Origin of the sequence: Streptomyces sp. NRRL F-5122 (assembly GCF_001507435.1) — a bacterium.
In the GTDB taxonomy this organism is placed as follows: Bacteria; Actinomycetota; Actinomycetes; order Streptomycetales; family Streptomycetaceae; genus Streptomyces; species Streptomyces lannensis.
Genome location: NZ_LMWH01000268.1, coordinates 17,657 through 34,640, shown reverse-complemented (window position 1 = coordinate 34,640; position 16,984 = coordinate 17,657). Strand labels below are relative to the sequence as shown.

At 70.9% G+C, this 16,984-nt stretch carries 17 protein-coding genes; 5 read left to right on the top strand and 12 right to left on the bottom strand.

Annotated features, from left to right (window positions below; genetic code table 11):
- Positions 1 to 615: 615 nt before the first annotated feature.
- Positions 616 to 1,614 (top strand): tryptophan--tRNA ligase, encoded by a 999-nt coding sequence (trpS, locus tag ADL25_RS37165; protein ID WP_059132340.1) that lies wholly within the window; start codon positions 616 to 618, stop codon positions 1,612 to 1,614.
- 41 nt (positions 1,615 to 1,655) lie between these two features.
- Here the strand turns inward: trpS and proC are convergent, their stop codons facing one another.
- The 3 genes from proC to ADL25_RS37150 form a co-directional block, all read right to left on the bottom strand.
- Entirely contained in the window at positions 1,656 to 2,465 is an 810-nt protein-coding gene (gene proC, locus ADL25_RS37160) for a pyrroline-5-carboxylate reductase (protein ID WP_059132339.1), read from the bottom strand.
- Positions 2,466 to 2,583: 118 nt separating this feature from the next.
- Positions 2,584 to 3,357, bottom strand: a complete 774-nt coding sequence (locus tag ADL25_RS37155) for an ABC transporter permease (RefSeq protein WP_059132338.1) — start codon at positions 3,355 to 3,357, stop codon at positions 2,584 to 2,586.
- Entirely contained in the window at positions 3,354 to 4,169 is an 816-nt protein-coding gene (locus tag ADL25_RS37150) for an ABC transporter ATP-binding protein (protein WP_059132337.1), read from the bottom strand. The genes ADL25_RS37155 and ADL25_RS37150 overlap by 4 nt, the downstream gene beginning before the upstream one ends.
- Positions 4,170 to 4,275: 106 nt before the next feature.
- Here ADL25_RS37150 and ADL25_RS52380 point away from each other — a divergent pair, with 106 nt between their 5' ends.
- Both ADL25_RS52380 and ADL25_RS52375 read left to right on the top strand, forming a co-directional pair.
- Positions 4,276 to 4,467, top strand: a complete 192-nt coding sequence (locus ADL25_RS52380; RefSeq protein WP_059132336.1) for a hypothetical protein — start codon at positions 4,276 to 4,278, stop codon at positions 4,465 to 4,467.
- Positions 4,468 to 4,576: 109 nt separating this feature from the next.
- On the top strand, positions 4,577 to 5,032 hold the full coding sequence (locus ADL25_RS52375) for a SulP family inorganic anion transporter (RefSeq protein ID WP_059132335.1): 456 nt from the start codon (positions 4,577 to 4,579) through the stop codon (positions 5,030 to 5,032).
- On the opposite strand, the gene ADL25_RS37135 is transcribed toward ADL25_RS52375, so the two are convergent.
- The 4 genes from ADL25_RS37135 to ADL25_RS37120 all read right to left on the bottom strand — a co-directional run bounded on the left by ADL25_RS37135 (position 4,996) and on the right by ADL25_RS37120 (position 7,065).
- Positions 4,996 to 5,772, bottom strand: coding sequence for a class I SAM-dependent methyltransferase (locus ADL25_RS37135; protein WP_059132334.1), 777 nt, complete (start codon positions 5,770 to 5,772; stop codon positions 4,996 to 4,998). The genes ADL25_RS52375 and ADL25_RS37135 overlap by 37 nt on opposite strands.
- Before the next feature lie 65 nt (positions 5,773 to 5,837).
- The gene (locus ADL25_RS37130; RefSeq protein ID WP_059132333.1) at positions 5,838 to 6,329 is read right to left on the bottom strand and encodes a hypothetical protein; all 492 of its coding nucleotides are present in this window, start codon (positions 6,327 to 6,329) and stop codon (positions 5,838 to 5,840) included.
- A 45-nt stretch (positions 6,330 to 6,374) separates the two neighbouring features.
- The gene (locus ADL25_RS37125; protein ID WP_107116807.1) at positions 6,375 to 6,725 is read right to left on the bottom strand and encodes an SH3 domain-containing protein; all 351 of its coding nucleotides are present in this window, start codon (positions 6,723 to 6,725) and stop codon (positions 6,375 to 6,377) included.
- A gap of 22 nt (positions 6,726 to 6,747) precedes the next feature.
- Entirely contained in the window at positions 6,748 to 7,065 is a 318-nt protein-coding gene (locus ADL25_RS37120) for an SH3 domain-containing protein (protein ID WP_059132331.1), read from the bottom strand.
- 179 nt (positions 7,066 to 7,244) lie between these two features.
- Here ADL25_RS37120 and ADL25_RS37115 point away from each other — a divergent pair, with 179 nt between their 5' ends.
- Positions 7,245 to 9,338: a serine/threonine-protein kinase gene (locus ADL25_RS37115; RefSeq protein ID WP_059132330.1), complete on the top strand. Its 2,094-nt coding sequence runs from the start codon at positions 7,245 to 7,247 to the stop codon at positions 9,336 to 9,338.
- 48 nt (positions 9,339 to 9,386) lie between these two features.
- Here ADL25_RS37115 and ilvD read toward each other — a convergent pair whose 3' ends face one another.
- The 4 genes from ilvD to ADL25_RS37095 all read right to left on the bottom strand — a co-directional run bounded on the left by ilvD (position 9,387) and on the right by ADL25_RS37095 (position 13,987).
- Positions 9,387 to 11,240 carry a dihydroxy-acid dehydratase gene (gene ilvD, locus ADL25_RS37110; RefSeq protein WP_059132329.1) on the bottom strand — a complete coding sequence of 618 codons (1,854 nt, stop codon included), beginning with the start codon at positions 11,238 to 11,240 and terminating at the stop codon, positions 9,387 to 9,389.
- 149 nt (positions 11,241 to 11,389) lie between these two features.
- A complete protein-coding gene (locus ADL25_RS37105) occupies positions 11,390 to 12,019 on the bottom strand; it encodes a TetR/AcrR family transcriptional regulator (RefSeq protein ID WP_059132328.1) in 630 nt (209 codons plus the stop codon).
- A gap of 16 nt (positions 12,020 to 12,035) precedes the next feature.
- Complete coding sequence (locus ADL25_RS37100; RefSeq protein WP_181923125.1) at positions 12,036 to 12,860, bottom strand: sugar phosphate isomerase/epimerase family protein; 825 nt, start codon at positions 12,858 to 12,860, stop codon at positions 12,036 to 12,038.
- Between the two features lie 194 nt (positions 12,861 to 13,054).
- On the bottom strand, positions 13,055 to 13,987 hold the full coding sequence (locus ADL25_RS37095; protein WP_059132326.1) for a Ppx/GppA phosphatase family protein: 933 nt from the start codon (positions 13,985 to 13,987) through the stop codon (positions 13,055 to 13,057).
- 71 nt (positions 13,988 to 14,058) lie between these two features.
- Between ADL25_RS37095 and ADL25_RS37090 the strand changes: the two genes are divergently transcribed.
- On the top strand, positions 14,059 to 14,898 hold the full coding sequence (locus ADL25_RS37090; RefSeq protein WP_059132325.1) for a hypothetical protein: 840 nt from the start codon (positions 14,059 to 14,061) through the stop codon (positions 14,896 to 14,898).
- Positions 14,899 to 14,943: 45 nt separating this feature from the next.
- On the opposite strand, the gene ADL25_RS37085 is transcribed toward ADL25_RS37090, so the two are convergent.
- On the bottom strand, positions 14,944 to 16,680 hold the full coding sequence (locus ADL25_RS37085; RefSeq protein WP_059132324.1) for a BACON domain-containing protein: 1,737 nt from the start codon (positions 16,678 to 16,680) through the stop codon (positions 14,944 to 14,946).
- Positions 16,681 to 16,984: the final 304 nt, after the last annotated feature.

Here is a 16,984-nt window from a genome sequence, read left to right as displayed (position 1 = left end):
TCCGGGCGCTTCCCTTCGGTGTTTCCGACTCTATCAGACCATTTCACGATCCGATTTCCTCGGCGCTTTCCAGGTTTACGCTCTCGCGTTTCCCTTTCCTGCGTTGTCGACTCTATCAGATCCCTCAGTTCCCTTCGGGGCCCGACTCCCGGTCGACCGGGATTGTCTTCCCTGCCTCTCGGCCGTTCCGACGAGTGAGACTTTAGCGGATTCCTGCCGTCCGAGCTAATCGGGGGCTGCGCCCTCACCTGAGTTCGAACGCGGATTCCTCATTCCGAAAATACACATGCCAATACACACGACGACGCATCGCCGATAATCGGTAGGTACTTGCGGAGTGGCTGTCCGGGGACCGACCTTGATCGGCGCTCACGTCGGACAACCCGAAGAACTCTACGGATCGACCCGGCGCGTGTCAACCCCCTGCATCCCGGCCCTGTAGGGCGTAGTCTCTCGCCCATGACTTCGCGTACGTGCAACCAGCAGTGGTGGGCCGCCTGACGGCGGCCGAACTCACGTATGCGTTCAACGGCCGCCGCCTCGGCGGCCGTTCTCGTATCCCCCTCCGGAGGGTCGGCCGGCCGGTCGAGGCGGCCCCTACCAGGAGGTGAAGAGATGACACGGGTCTTCAGCGGGATCAAGCCGACCGGACACCTGACGCTGGGGAACTACCTCGGGGCCATGCGCCGGTGGGCCGAGGTGGACCAGCATCAGGCCGACGCGCTCTTCTGCGTCGTGGATCTGCACGCCCTGACCGTGGACCACGATCCGGCGCGGGTGCGCAGGCTCAGTCGGCAGGCGGCGACGCTGCTGCTCGCCGCCGGGCTCGATCCGCAGCGGTGCACCGTGTTCGTACAGAGCCATGTGGACGAGCACGCCCGGCTGTCGTATCTGCTCGAGTGCGTGGCCACCGACGGCGAGATGCGGCGGATGATCCAGTACAAGGAGAAGGCCGCGCGGGAGCGGGAGCGGGGTGGAAGCGTCCGGCTGTCGTTGCTCACGTATCCCGTGCTGATGGCGGCGGACATCCTGGCGTACGGGACCGACGAGGTGCCCGTGGGCGACGACCAGGCCCAGCATGTGGAGCTGGCCCGGGACCTGGCGGTGCGGTTCAACCAGCGCTACGGGCACACGTTCGTGGTGCCCCGGGCCACCCATCCGAAGGTCGCTGCGCGTGTGATGAACCTGCAGGACCCGACGTCCAAGATGGGCAAGTCCGAGGACTCGGGACCGGGGATCGTCTATCTGCTCGACGAACCCGATGTGGTGCGCAAGAAGGTCATGCGAGCCGTCACCGACAGCGGTTCGGACGTCGTCTACGACCGGGAGGCCCGACCGGGTCCTGCGAATCTGCTGGAGATCCTGGCGGCGTGCGAGGGCCGCAGCCCGGAGGAGCTGAGCGGTGCCTACACGTCCTACGGCGCCTTGAAGAAGGACACCGCGGAGGCCGTGGTCGAGGTGTTGCGGCCGGTTCAGGAACGGCACCGGGCTCTGTGCGCGGACCCGGCACACGTGGACCAGGTGCTGCGCACCGGGGCGGAACGGGCCAGAGGGATGGCCCGGCCACTGGTGGACACCGCCTACCGGGCGATCGGGCTGCTGCCGGGGGCCTGAAGGTCGGATGCCCATCGCCGGGGACCCGGCGGTGGGCACCGTCAGTTGTTGCCGGAGGCCAGTTCGCGGCTGCGGTCACGGGCGGCTTCGAGTGCGGCAATGAGTGCGGCTCGCACCCCGTGTTTCTCCAGCTCGCGGATCGCGTTGATCGTCGTGCCCGCGGGGGAGGTGACGTTCTCACGGAGCTTGACGGGATGCTCGCCGCTGTCGCGGAGCATCACCGCCGCGCCGATCGCGGACTGGACGATCAGTTCGTGGGCCTTGTCGCGGGGCAACCCGAGCAGGATGCCGGCGTCCGTCATGGCCTCGACCAGATAGAAGAAGTACGCCGGACCCGAGCCGGACAGCGCGGTGCAGGCGTCCTGCTGTGTCTCGGGGACGCGGAGCGTCTTGCCGACGGCACCGAAGATCTCCTCGGTGTGGGCGAGGTGCGCCTCGGTGGCGTGGCTTCCGGCCGAGATGACGGACATGGCCTCGTCGACGAGGGCGGGCGTGTTCGTCATGACGCGCACGACCGGGGTGCCGGCGGCCAGGCGCGCCTCGAAGAAGGAGGTGGGGATGCCGGCGGCGCCGCTGATGATCAGCCGGTCGGTGGGGACGTGCGGGGCGAGTTCGTCGAGGAGCGTGCCCATGTCCTGCGGCTTGACCGTGAGGATGAGCGTGTCCGCGGTCTTCGCGGCCTCGGCGTTGGTGACCGGGGTGACGCCGTGGCGACTGCGGAGTTCCTCGGCTCGCTCCTTGCGGCGGGCCGTGACCAGGAGGTCGGCGGGCGTCCAGCCGCCCCGGATCATGCCGCTGAGCAGCGCTTCGCCGATCTTTCCGGTGCCGAGGACTGCGACTTTCTGGGTCATGGTGCGAGTGCCCTCCGGGGGTTGCGTCGTCCGGGTTCATCCTCGCACCGGGTGCGGCGGCCCGGCTCGATCGTCCGGTGGGCGGACTGCCGTGCCGGGCCGCCGTGGCGGCCCCCGATCACTGCGACCTTCGCCGCAGCGTCGCCGCCCCCAGTCCCAGTACCAGCAGCGCGCACCCCGCCACCACCAGTGCGTCACGGACGAACGTCGCCGTCGTGTCCGTGTGCCTGAGGACCTCGTTCATGCCGTCCACCGCGTACGACATGGGCAGGACGTCGGAGACGGCCTCCAGGACCGGGTGCATGGCGGAACGGGGTGTGAACAGTCCGCAGAGCAGGAGCTGAGGGAAGATCACCGCGGGCATGAACTGGACCGCCTGGAACTCCGAGGCCGCGAAGGCGGAGACGAACAGGCCCAGCGCCGTGCCCAGGAGGGCGTCCAGGAGTGCCACCAGGAGCAGGAGCCAGGGGGAACCGGTGACGTCCAGGCCGAGGAACCAGACCGCGAGGCCCGTGGCCAGGGCGGACTGGACGACGGCCACGGTGCCGAAGGCGAGCGCGTAACCCGCGATCAGGTCGGCCTTGCCGAGCGGCATCGCCAGGAGCCGTTCCAGGGTGCCGGAGGTGCGTTCACGCAGGGTCGCGATCGAGGTCACCAGGAACATCGTGATGAGCGGGAAGATGCCGAGGAGCGAGGCGCCGATCGCGTCGAACGTGCGCGGGCTGCCGTCGAAGACGTAGCGGAGCAGCAGCAGCATCACGCACGGGATGACGATCATCAGTGCGATGGTGCGCGGATCGTGGCGCAGCTGGCGCAGGACGCGGACGGCCGTCGCCGTCGTACGCGAGAAGGACAGGGCACTCACGTTCGGCTGCGGTGTCGTGGTGGTCATCGGACCGCTTCCTTTCCGGCCGCCGTCTTCGCCGCCGCCTCGTCGACCAGGTGCAGAAACGCCTCTTCGACCGTCTCCGTGCCGGTCCGGGTCCGCAGGGCGTCCGGGGTGCCCTGCGCGAGGATCCCGCCCTCGCGCATCAGCAGGAGTCGGTGGCAGCGTTCGGCCTCGTCCATGACATGGGACGAGACGAGGAGCGTGGCGCCGCGTTCGGCCGCGATGCTGTGGAAGAGGGCCCAGAGATCGCGGCGCAGCACCGGGTCGAGGCCCACCGTCGGTTCGTCCAGGACCAGCAGCTCCGGGGTGCCCAGGAGCGCGACCGCGAGGGAGACACGGCTGCGCTGGCCTCCGGAGAGGTTTCCGGCGAGGGCGTCGGCGTGCGAGGTGAGGTCCACGTCGGCGATGGCCCGGGTGACCTTCTCGTGGCGGCGGGCTGCGGCGGCGCGCCCGGGGTCGAGGATCGCGGCGAAGTACTCGAGGTTCTGCCGGACGGTCAGGTCGCTGTAGACCGAGGGGGCTTGGGTGACATAGCCGATGCGTGACCGCAGAAGGGCGTCGCCGGCGGGGCGGTCGAGGACCTCCAGAGTGCCGGTCACCTTGGCCTGGGTTCCGACGATCGCACGCATGAGCGTCGACTTGCCGCACCCGGACGGGCCGAGCAGACCGGTGATCCGGCCGCGGGGGACGGTGAAGCCGAGGCCGCGCAGGACCGTACGGGGGCCGCGTACGACGGTGAGTTGTTCGGCGCGGACGGCCGGGCCGGACTTGGGCTCCGGTTCGCCGGGCGGGCGTGGAGGACTGATATTCATCATGCGATGAATATTGCGTGCGGCGACGGTGGCCGTCAAGCCCGGTGTGTGCGACGGCGCAAGCCCACGCATCTCCCGCCGTCGACCGGAGGTGCCGTCGTCATGCGCTGTGGCGTACGCAAGACCGATCTGTCCCGCATCCCTCGTCGTGTTCCTCGTGGCGCTCCCGCTGCGCATCGGCGTCGCCGTGGCATCCGGCGTGCCGGCCGAACTGGGGCAGGTGACCGGAGTGGTCGGCGGGCTGGTGGCCGGGGCGTTGACCGGCAGCAGCCTGCAGGTCAACGGGCCGCGACCGGGCTGACCGTGCTCTCGTACGAGGCCGTTCAGTCGTACGGCCTCGATGTGCTCGGAGTACTCGTGCTCGGCTCCGGGCTGGTGCAACTGGCCCTCGGCGCAGAGCGGCTGGGACGGTGGTCGCCTTCGCGCTCATCGCGTCCGCGCAATCGCTGTTCAGCGCGGCGGCGGTGGACCGGCTGCACCGCGGGAAGCGGACCGACTACGACCGGGAGCTGATGGCGCAGGGGTGGGGAACTCGGTCTGCGGGCTGCTCGGCGCGCTGCCCGATGACCGCCGTGATCGTCCACATCGCCGCGAACGTGCGGGCCGGGGCGCGGACCAAGGCCTCACGGGTGCTGCACCGCGTGTGGCTCCTCGTCTTCACCGTGACGGCGGTCGTGATCGCGGTCGGCAACCTGTTCGAAGGCGTGCTGATCGGGCTGGTGCTGGCGGTTGCCAGGACGGCGTGGGACATCAGCCATGTGCATGTGGAGACCGAGGACCTGGGGGCCGCGTGCGCGGCGGCGATCGAGGGATGGGCCGCCGCACGTGGTCAGGAGGCGGTGGCGACCACCAGGTACACGTCGTAGACCTCCTCGACGACGCCGTCCGGGAACGTCTCGAGTAGGCGCTCCCGCTCCTCGGTGAGGAAGGCGTCCGCGCGCTCCTTGCCGAGGACGAGGAAGATCGAGTGGCTGCCCACGTTGGCCAGATGGGTGTCGACGGAGACCTTGCGGCTCCAGCGGACGACACGGTGGGTGTGGCGCGGGATCCCGGGGGCGCCCTCGAAGGCGGCTTCCGTACGGGTGCCGCCCGCGCCGCTCTTGGAGGCGTGTTCGGCGCCGAAGTACCGCCTGATCCGGTCCGCCTGGTCGGCGATCCACGGCACGTCCTGCGCGTCCATGTTCCACCACAGCGCGAGGGCGCCGCCCGGACGCAGCACCCGCAGGGCCTCGGGCACCGAGCGGGCCGGGTCGGTCCAGTGCCAGGCCTGGGCGTAGGTGAGGAAGTCGGCGGACGAAGTGGCGAGCGGGAGGGCGTTGCCGTCGCCGCGCAGGAGGGGGACGCCGGGGAGGCCGCGGCGGAACTCGGCCGCCATGCCGTCGCCGGGCTCCACGGCGACGACGTCCGCACCACGCGCGTGCAGGAGGCCGGTCGCGATACCGGTGCCCGCCCCGATGTCGACGACACGCGCGCCGGCGAGAGGTCGTCCGGCGAGCTCTTCCAGGGTGTCGAACAGGGCGGGCGGGTAGGACGGCCGGTTCGCGGCGTACTGGGCCGCCGCGGCGTCGAAGGAGCGGGCTCGGGTGGCGTGGGAGGAGGCGGTCATACGTCCATCCTGACGGGCCGTGGGGATCGGGGCGGCGGGTTCCGGAGCGGGTGGCGCCCGACGGGTCAGGAACGGCGTTTGCGCGACGGGTTGCCCGTGCGCCGGGACGACCGCTTCTCGTGGTCGGCGCGGGCCTTCTCGTACTCGTCCCGATGGAGCTTCTCACCGGGGGCCTCGGTCAGGGAGCGCAGGAAGTACGCGAGCAGGGAGCCGACGAAACCGATGGCCAGCAGGCCGCGGAGGGATGCCTGGCGCTCCGGGTCGGGGCGCCGGGTGAAGGAGCCCCAGGTGTGGTTGAAGGCCAGTGCGCTGCACGCCGCGAACATCAGCACGACCAGCACGGTCACGGCCGAGCCGATGTCGGCGATCTCCAGGCCCTGATAGGCGAAGCGCAGTACGAGGCAGGACACGGCGGCGGCCACGAGCGAGCCGGTGGACACGGCCGCACGGCGCGCCGCGTAGCCGTCGTCGTGGTTCAGCCAGGTCGTGCCGAAGAAACGCAGGGACTCGGGGCGGGGGCCCTTGGGCGTGTCCGGGGTGCCGTTCTCGTCGCTCACGCGTCGATTATCACTCCGGGCGCGGGAGGGCCCCCACCGTCACCGTCAGGCGCAACGCGAAGTGACGTAGCCGTCACTCCCTGTGTTCACATAGGTGTCCGAGACGAACTCGCCATTGCCGACGTTGTCCCAGATGTTGCTCGTGCCGTAATAGCCCGAAACCGTCGTCCCCGGCGTCTGGCAGTAGATCGAGACCTTCACGTTCTCGGGCAGAACACGGACGATCGAGTAGCCGGTACCGGGACCGCTGCGCACATTGAGGCGGACACCCGGTGCTACCGAAAACGTAAGGGCATCGGGCTGTGCCGAGGCGGTCGGAGACGCGCCCAGCACCATGAGGAGGGCCCCGGCAGCTGCACTCGTCAGAAGGATGGATCTGCGTGTGCGCGACATCATCACTGTCCTCTCGTGGGTTGGATCAGCCGCAGCGCGAGGCGATGTAGCCGTCGCTGCCCGTCTTCACATAGGCGTCCGAGACGTACTCGCCGCTGTCGATGTTGTCCCAGATGTTGCTCGTGCCGTACGGACCCGTCACCGTCGTGCCCGGCGTCTGACAGAAAATCGGGACCTTGGCGCCCTCGATCAGAACGCGGACGACGGCGTAGCCGGTGCCGGGACCACTGCGCACATTGAGCCGAACGTCGGGCGCCACCGGGTAGTAGCGCAGGGCGGCGGTCGCCGCGAGGGCCTCCGCTCCCTGGTCGGTACGGCCCTCGTCGACGCGGTCAACAGACATGGAAAACCTCCCCCGTTGAACCCCATGACTGCCATGGGGTCCCGTTGATTCCCTCGAATCACGCCATGAAACACACGTATGCAATTCGCACGCGGAGGCTAGCAAGCCGCCTCTGTCTCGTACGAGTCATCGACTAGGCTCCGTGCGACGCGCGCGAAAGAACAGCACGGGGGTGGTCCATGTCGCCACAGCGCAACACCGGACCGGACCCGGAAGCGGAACTTCCCGAGTACGCCGGGCACTACCGCCTGGAGTCCTGCCTGGGCTCCGGGGGCATGGGCGTGGTGCACCTGGCCCGGGGCGCCACGGGGATGAAGCTCGCGGTGAAGGTCGTGCACTCCGACTTCGCCAAGGACCCCGAGTTCAGAGGCCGCTTCCGGCAGGAGGTGGCCGCGGCCCGCAGGGTGAGCGGCGCCTTCACCGCACCGGTCGTCGATGCCGACCCGGAGGCCGAACGGCCGTGGATGGCCACGCTGTACATCCCCGGCCCGACCCTGTCGGATCATGTGAAGCGGAACGGCCCCATGCCCCCGGCGCAGTTGCGTCGGCTGATGGCGGGCCTCGCCGAGGCGCTGCGCGACATCCACCGTGTCGGGGTCGTGCACCGCGATCTCAAGCCGAGCAACGTCCTGCTCGCCGAGGACGGGCCGAAGGTCATCGACTTCGGCATCTCCCGGCCGAAGGACAGCGAGCTGCGCACCGAGACCGGCAAATTGATCGGCACGCCTCCCTTCATGGCTCCCGAGCAGTTCCGGCGGCCCCGTGAAGTCGGGTCCGCAGCCGATGTGTTCGCCCTCGGGTCCGTGATCGTGCACGCGGCGACGGGCCGAGGCCCGTTCGACTCGGACAGCCCGTACGTCGTGGCGTACCAGGTCGTGCACGACGACCCGGACCTGACCGGTGTGCCGAAGGATCTCGCACCACTGGTGCTGCGATGCCTCGCGAAGGAGCCCGAGGGCCGTCCCACCCCGGACGAGCTCATGCGGGAACTGAGGTCGACCGCGGCCTCGTACGACACCCAGGCGTTCATACCGGCACCACGGGCCGTCGAGACGCCGGAGCCGGAAGCCCACATCGCGGAGCCGAAGCGAAGGACAAGGCGCCCGAGCAGGAGGGTCGTGCTGGCCGGCGTGGTGATCGCCCTCGTCATCGGCGCTGCCGTCGCTTCGGCCCTGTCCATCGGAGGCCCGGCACCCGCATCGGACGCCATCACGCCGTCCAAGGCGCAGCAGTTTCACGCGTGGGTGGCGAAACCCACGTCGGAAGGCGGCGGCGCGCCGCAGTGCTCCTTCGGCTCGGGGAAGCTGCTCTGCTCACGGGCCGGCCAGGTCTTCGCCCTCGATCCGTCCGGAGGAAGCCGGTTGTGGCGGCACACCGTCGCCGGCGCGAACGGAGACGGAGACGGGCCGCCTGTCCTGTCGGGAGGGCTCGTCCAGCCGTCGACCGGCGAGGGCAGGCGCCTGGAGGCACTGGACCCCTCCTCGGGCCGATCACGCTGGGAACGGACCATGCCCGCACTCAACGCCGTGCGTGCGTCCGGAGACATGCTCCTGGTCACCGGAACCGACGGGAAGGTCACCGGCGTGAACGCCGCGTCGGGGAAGACGGAGTGGGGCCACCGGATCCCCGGCCACAGCTCGCCGTACTTCACCTCGTTCGCCGGTGACCCGCTGGCCTACACGACGAACACCTCCGACGACGGATCGGGCACCCGAGTCACAGCTGTGGACCCGCGCACGGGTGACGTCCGATGGGACACACGGCTGGACGGCAGGCTGGAACCTTTCGGCACCGAGGACGGTTCCGTCTACTTCCTCTCCGTCGACTCGGTCTACGGCGAAACGAAGGCCTTGGTCCGCTATGACCCGGTATCCAGGTCGACGCACAGCATGGTGCTGCCCGTCCGGCGCGAACTGGCCCGTGCCACCGTGAACGCCGGCGTCGTCTACCTCCTCGCCGTCGGCGGTTCCCTCGAGTCCCTGGACCTGGACGCGCGCAAGCTGCTCTGGCATCTCGAGACATCCGTGAGCCGCGGCTCGACGCCCGTCGCGGACAGCGGACACGTCTACTTCTCCTCAGCCGACGGGCGCCTCCTCGCCTTCGACGCCGACAAGGGACGCCTCATCGGCCAGACCCCGCCCCGCCTCCGCACGGACTCGGGCCGGGTCACGGCAGCCCTGCCCGAACCCGTGATCGCCGACGGCCACGTCTACGCCTCCGCCCCCGACGGCACCGTCTTCGCCGTGGACGGGCGCGATCCGTCGCGCTGGTGACATGCCGAAGGGCCGCCCCCTCGGGAGGCGGCCCTTCGCGGTGAGCCCTCAGCGCAGCTTGCTCACATCCCGCACGGCGCCCTTGTCCGCGCTCGTCGCCATCGCGGCGTAGGCGCGGAGCGCGGCCGAGACCTTGCGGTCGCGGTTCGCGGGGGCGTAGACGCCGTTCAGGGCGTCACGGCGGGTGGCCAGCTCCTCGTCGGACACGAGGAGTTCGATCGTGCGATTCGGGATGTCGATGCGGATCCGGTCGCCGTCGCGGACCAGGGCGATGGTGCCGCCCGAGGCCGCTTCCGGGGACGCGTGGCCGATCGACAGACCCGACGTGCCGCCGGAGAAACGGCCGTCGGTGATCAGCGCGCAGGCCTTTCCGAGGCCCCGGCCCTTCAGGTACGAGGTGGGATACAGCATCTCCTGCATGCCCGGGCCGCCCTTCGGGCCCTCGTACCGGATGACGACGACGTCGCCCTCCTTGATCTGCTGGGTCAGGATCTTCTCGACGGCCTCCTCCTGCGACTCGCAGACGACCGCGGGTCCCTCGAAGGTCCAGATCGACTCGTCGACACCCGCCGTCTTGACCACGGCGCCGTCGACCGCGAGGTTGCCCCTGAGGACCGCCAGACCGCCGTCCTTGGAGTAGGCGTGCTCGGCCGAGCGGATGCAGCCGCCTTCCGCGTCCTCGTCGAGGGACGCCCAGCGCTCCGACTGGGAGAACGCCTCGGCGGAACGCACACAGCCGGGCGCCGCGTGCCACAGCTCCACCGCCTCCTGGGAGGGGGAACCGCCGCGGACGTCCCAGGTCTTGAGCCAGTCCGCGAGGGACGGGCTGTGGACCGCGTGGACGTCCTCGTTCAGCAGGCCCGCGCGGTGCAGCTCGCCGAGGAGGGCCGGGATGCCGCCGGCGCGGTGCACGTCCTCCATGTAGTACGTGCGGTCCTTGGCCACGTTCGGGGCCACCTTCGCCAGGCAGGGCACGCGGCGCGAGACCTCGTCGATCTCCGCCAGCCCGAACGGCACACCCGCCTCCTGGGCCGCCGCCAGCAGGTGCAGGATCGTGTTGGTGGAACCGCCCATCGCGATGTCGAGCGCCATCGCGTTCTCGAAGGCGGAGAACGTGGCGATGTTGCGGGGCAGGACCGTCTCGTCGTCCTGCTCGTAGTAGCGGCGCGTGAGGTCCATCACGGTGCGGGCCGCGTCCTCGTACAGCGCTCGCCGGGCGGTGTGGGTGGCGAGGACCGAGCCGTTGCCCGGCAGGGACAGTCCGATGGCCTCGGTCAGGCAGTTCATCGAGTTGGCCGTGAACATGCCGGAACAGGAGCCGCACGTCGGACAGGCGTTCTCCTCGATACGGAGGATGTCCTCGTCGGAGATCTTGTCGTTGGCGGCGTCGGCGATCGCGTCGATCAGGTCGAGGGTGCGGACCGTGCCGTCGACCAGGGTGGCGCGGCCGGACTCCATCGGGCCGCCGGAGACGAAGACCGTCGGGATGTTCAGGCGCAGGGCCGCCATCAGCATGCCCGGGGTGATCTTGTCGCAGTTGGAGATGCAGATCAGGGCGTCGGCGCAGTGGGCCTCGACCATGTACTCCACGCTGTCCGCGATCAGGTCGCGCGAGGGGAGGGAGTAGAGCATGCCTCCATGGCCCATGGCGATGCCGTCGTCGACCGCGATGGTGTTGAACTCGCGTGGGATGCCGCCCGCCTCCCTGATCGCCTCGCTGACGATCCGACCGACCGGCTGGAGGTGGGTGTGGCCCGGCACGAACTCCGTGAAGGAGTTGGCGACCGCGATGATCGGCTTCCGTCCGATGTCCGCACCGGGTACACCGGAGGCGCGCATAAGGGCGCGGGCGCCCGCCATGTTGCGGCCGTGGGTGACTGTGCGGGACCTCAGCTCGGGCATCGTCGCTCGCTCCTTCGGAGAGTTCTGACTTCTGTCGAGCGTACGCCGGTGCTCCAAGGGTCGGACTGAAGTGTCCGGAATACGGGATGCGCGTCTCGGTCGACAGGGGGTTCGGCGCGCCCCCCTGCGCGGGGTGTGCCGGGCTCGCGTCAGGGGTTGGTCAGATGGCCCTGCACGACCGGCGCCACCCGTGCCACCAGTTGTTCCAGGTCCGCGGACGCCAATGGCTCCACCTTGATCACGTATCGCAGTATCGCGAGCCCCACCAGTTGCGCGGCCGCCAGTTCGGCGCGCAGCTCCGGGTCCGGGACGTCGAGCCGGCCCGCGATGCGGCGCAGCAGCTGTGTGGCGATCAGACGGCGGAATACGGCGGCCGCCGTGTCGTTGTTCACGGCCGACCTGACGATCGCCAGCAGCGGCGTACGGGTCGTGGGATTCTCCCAGATGCCGAGGATGAAGCGCGTCAGGCGTTCGCCGATGCCCTCGGGCGGTCCGTCCGCGAACGCCTCGGGCGCGCCCAGGGCGGGCGCGAAGGCGACCTCGATGGCTGCCTCGAAGACCTGTTCCTTGGTGCCGAAGTAGTGGTGCACCAGGGCGGAGTCCACCCCGGCCGCCTTGGCGATACCGCGCACGGAGGTCTTCTCGTAGCCGCGCTCGGAGAACTCCTCGCGGGCCGACTCCAGGATGCGGTCGCGGGTGGCGGGCGCCGCCGCCGTCTCCGTACGGCTGGGCCGTCCCCTGCCGCGGCGCACACGTCCCGCTCCGGTCGCCTCGCTCACCGGCCGAGCACCTCGCTCATCCTCGGGGCACCCTCACGGCCGACGCCAGGTGCAGACGCGTGAAGGCGAGGGCCTCGGCGAGGTCGGCCTCGCGCTCGGCGCCCGACATGGCCCGGCGGGTGTTCACCTCGATGACGACGTGCCCGTCGAAGCCGGTGAGCGCGAGCCGCTCGAGGACCTCCGCACACGGCTGGACACCGCGGCCGGGGACCAGATGCTCGTCCTTGTTGGAACCGTTGCCGTCGGCGAGGTGGACGTGACCCAGGCGCTCGCCCATGCGGTCGAGCATCTCCAGAGCGTCGGTACGGGCCGTCGCGGTGTGGCTGAGATCGATGGTGAAGTGACGGTAGTCGTCCCTCGTCACGTCCCAGTCGGGGGCGTACGCGAGCATCTCGCGGTCGCGGTAGCGCCAGGGATACATGTTCTCGACGGCGAACCGCACATCGGTCTCGTTCGCCATGCGCCAGACGCCGTCGACGAAGTCGCGGGCGTACTGCCGCTGCCACCGGAAGGGCGGATGGACGACGACCGTGCCGGCGCCGAGCCGCTCCGCGGCCGCGCGGGCCCGCTGGAGCTTGATCCACGGGTCGGTGGACCACACCCGCTGCGTGATCAGCAGACAGGGGGCGTGGATGGCGAGAACAGGGATCCGGTGGTAGTCGCTGAGCCTGCGCAGCGCATCGATGTCCTGGCTCACGGGATCGGTCCACACCATGATCTCGACCCCGTCGTACCCGAGGCGCGCCGCGATCTCGAAGGCCGTCGCGGTCGACTCCGGATAGACGGAGGCCGTCGACAGGGCGACCTTCGCATCCGGGATGCGCACCACTGGATCTGCCACGAGGGACAGGGTACGGGGCGGCGCATTGACATGGAGGGCCGCTCGGGGGGCGGGGGACTGTGGGAAGGCGCACAGCGGCTGGATGTCGTCGCGGCCCGTATCGTGCGCGCCCCGCCCGCTCCGGCCGCACCGCCCGAGGGCGTCGGCAGCGGGGATGGCGGGAACCCTTCGCGGCGGCATGTGCTCGAAGCGGTCTAGGTCGCCGGCATGTGGTCGAGCCGCCGCAGGATCACGCCCTCCCGGAGCGCCCACGGACAGATCTCGACGGTCTCCACCCCGAACAGGTCCATCGCGCCCTCGGCGACCAGTGCCCCGGCGAGGAGCTGGCCCGCGCGGCCGTCGGAGACGCCCGGGAGGTCCGCGCGCTCCTCGGCCGTCATCCCGGTGAGCCGAGGTACCCACGCCTCCAGGGACTGCCGCTTCAGATCACGCTGCACGTACAGACCCTCGGCGGACCGCGCCGCCCCGGCGAGACGGGCGAGCTGCTTGAACGTCTTGGAGGTGGCCACCACGTGGTCGGGCGCACCGAAGCGGCTGAACTCGCCGACGGTCCGCGCGATCTCCGTCCGCGCGTGGCGGCGCAGCGCCTTCACATCGGCCGGGTCCGGCGGATCGCCCGGCAGCCAGCCCGCCGTGAGCCGCCCGGCCCCGAGCGGCAGCGACACCGCGGCGTCGGGCTCCTCGTCGATTCCGTAGGCGATCTCCAGCGAGCCGCCGCCGATGTCGAGGACGAGCAGCTTGCCCGCCGACCAGCCGAACCAGCGGCGGGCGGCGAGGAAGGTCAGCCGCGCCTCCTCCTCGCCCGTCAGCACCTGCAGCTCGACACCGGTGGCGTCCTTGACCCGGGCCAGGACCTCGTCCACGTTGCTCGCCTCGCGCACCGCGGAGGTGGCGAACGGCAGGATTTCCACGACACCTTTGTCCTCGGCCGCCTGGAGGGCGTCGAGGATCACTGCGATGAGCTTGTCCACACCGTCGCCTCCGATGGCCCCGCCGCCGTCGAGGAGTTGGGCGAGCCGCAGATCGGCCTTGTGCGAGTGCGCGGGGAGCGGGCGCGCACCGGGGTGGGCATCCACCACCAGCAGATGCACCGTGTTCGAACCCACGTCGAGGACACCGAGTCTCATGTACGGAACGCTACTGCCAGTGCGACGGTCCGCCGTCCCCGATGCGGGCCGGAGCCACTTACCCTGGATGCGTGCCAAAGACGAAAAAGGCGAAGTCCGACAAATCCTCCAAGGGCTCGAAGGATTCGCAGGCGAAGGCGTCCAGGAAGGTCCCGAAGGTGAGCGACGAGAAGGGACTCGACTTCGCACGCGCATGGGTGGAGTTTCCGGATCCGGCCGACGACGAGCAGGTCTTCCGGTGCGATCTGACATGGCTGACCTCTCGCTGGAACTGCATCTTCGGTAGCGGCTGCCAGGGCATCCAGGCGGGCCGTGCGGACGACGGGTGCTGCACGCTCGGCGCGCACTTCTCGGACGAGGACGACGAGAAGCGGGTGGCCGAGCATGTGGCACGGCTCACGCCGGAGATCTGGCAGAACCATGACGTGGGCATGGAGACCGGCTGGGTCGCGGAGGACGACGAGGGCTCCCGGCAGACCCGGCCGTACCAGGGATCCTGCATCTTCCAGAACCGGCCCGGGTTCCCGGGCGGCGCCGGCTGCTCGCTGCACATCCTCGCGCTGCGGGAGGGCCGCGAACCGCTGGAGACCAAACCGGACGTCTGCTGGCAGCTGCCGGTCCGGCGGACGTATCAGTGGATCGAACGGCCCGACGACACCCGGGTGCTCCAGGTGTCCATCGGCGAGTACGACCGCCGAGGCTGGGGGCCGGGTGGCCACGACCTGCACTGGTGGTGCACCTCGGCCACATCGGCGCACGGCGCGGGCGACCCGGTGTACGTCTCGTACCGGGCCGAGCTGACCGAGATGATGGGCAAGGCGGGGTACGACCGGCTGGCCGAACTGTGCGAACAGCGCCTGGCCTCGCAGTTGCCGCTGGTGGCGCCGCACCCCGCGGATCCGGTGGGCTGAGGCCGGTGTACGGCCGTCGCCCCGCTCACCCACGGTGACGGGCGCCTAGGAGGGCGGGCTCGGCGTGCCGCTGTCGGTGGGCGGCGGCGGGGTCGAGGCCGGAGGGTCGGTGGGCGTCGGATCCGTGGACGGGGGATCCGACGGGGTCGGCTCGCTCGTCGTGGGGTCCGGGCCGCTCGACGGCGGATCGCTCGGCGGGGGGACGGACGGCCCAGGGGGATCCGGGGTGGGCCGGGGGCCGGGCGGGCCCGCGGTCCCGTATCCGTCGATCGTGACCACCGCGCCCGCGGGGGCCACGGCCACGCGCGCGTGCCAGGAGCCGGCGGGCTCGCGGAGGTGGTCCACGTGCACTCGGACAGTGAACGATTCTCCTGGCGCGAGCGTGCCGGAGGACCGGTTCGTATAGAGCCAGGGGGCTTTCGTCGACACGGACCAGCGAACCGGCGCGTCGCCGGACGCCGTCAGCGTGATGAGCGTGGTGGTGCCGTCGCTGTGGGCCGCCACCTTCAGCTGTCCCTCGCCGGGCGCGCCCTTCCTCACCCCGATGACCTCGACCGAGACATCCGGGGCGCGGCCGTCCTTGCCGAAGGGCGTGCCGGGCCGGGCGCTGGCGTTGCCCGCGTTCTCGTAGCCGCCCGCGCCCTCGCCGTCGAGGGCGTCGGTGCCGTGTGCCTCCCGTGCGGTGGTGGGGCGTCCGTCGGCCCCCTCACCGGTGAGGGGGCCGCGGTAGGCCGCCCACAGGGCGAGCACGGGGGCCGCGATCACGGTGGCGACCACGGTCGTCGTGACGGCACGCGCGCGCAGGCGGTCGCGGCGGGCCGCGTGGTCCTTGGGGTCCATGGGGAAGCCGCGCCGGTCGAAGCGGGGAGCGCCGCCCCGCGCGCGGGGAGTGTGTGCCACCGCGGTGCGAAGGGCGGTGCGGGGCGCCTCGAGGACGGGGAGCGCCGCGGGCGTCACGCTCGTGCCTGGCCAGGTGCCGGGCACCGCGCGCTCGGCGGTACGGCGGCAGCGCGGGCAGTCGTCGACGTGCCGGACGAGTTCACGGCGCAGGGTGGCGCTGAGCACCAGGCGGTGGTCGCCGGTGAGGCGGGCGACGCTCGGACAGGTGCCGGTCTCGACGACGGCGAGGGCGGCGCGGGTGCGCTCGACCTCGCAGGCGGCGGAGGCGAGGAGTTCCCTGGCGACGGCGAGGTCCATGCCGAGCACGGCGGCGACCTCCGGAGCGGCGAGCTGATGGCGCACGGCGAGCTCCAGCGCCTCGCGCTGCTCCGGAGTGGTGCCTGCGGCCTCCGGCCAGGCGAGCCGGGCGAGCTCCCGGCGGCGCTCCTCCTCGGTCTCCTCGGAGACGGGGGCCGCGCCGATCGCCTCGGCGGCGCGCCGGTCGGCGGAGTCCTTGTACCCGCGGGAGCCGCTGCCGCGCCCGACGGCATGGCCGGGCTGTCTGCGCCGCCGCGCCTCGGCGAGCCGGCGCAGACAGGACCAGCGGGCCAGGGCGTACAGCCAGGCCCGGCAGTCGTCGGCGGACTGCGGACCGCGCGTGCCGCGGCGCTCGGCGAGCGCCAGCGCGTCCGCCAGGGCTGCGGTCGCCGCGTCGTGATCGCACAACACGGACAGGCAGTAGGTGAACAGGCCGTCCAGGTAGGCGTCGTAACGCCCGGGCGGCCGCTGCGCCGGGGTGCGCGTGTGTGCGCCGCGAGGCGCCCTGCCCCGCTTGCGCGAGTCCCTTCGCGCCGGGTGCGCGCCGCCGGCGTGCGTGGAGGTCTCCGGCCTGCTGCTCATCACCTGTGCGACCGTAGGCGCCGACAGGTGGTGCCTTCTTCCTCCTTGAGCACTTTTACTCCGTACGGGTGAAACGATCCCTCACACAGGGACCGGAATGGCCTATTCCGCGACGTCGGACCCGCGGGCGGACCGGTGCGCGGACACGCCGTGGGCGCGCCTCCTTGAGAGTGACCTGCGTCACGTCCGTGCCCGCCGCGCCCCTCGGCACGCCGTGACGTGCGACGCACCGAGGACGGGTCGCGGTCGCCGGACCGTCGCCGTGGGAGCGCGGGATCCGTCGCCGTCCACCCGGCCGTGGGGAGCC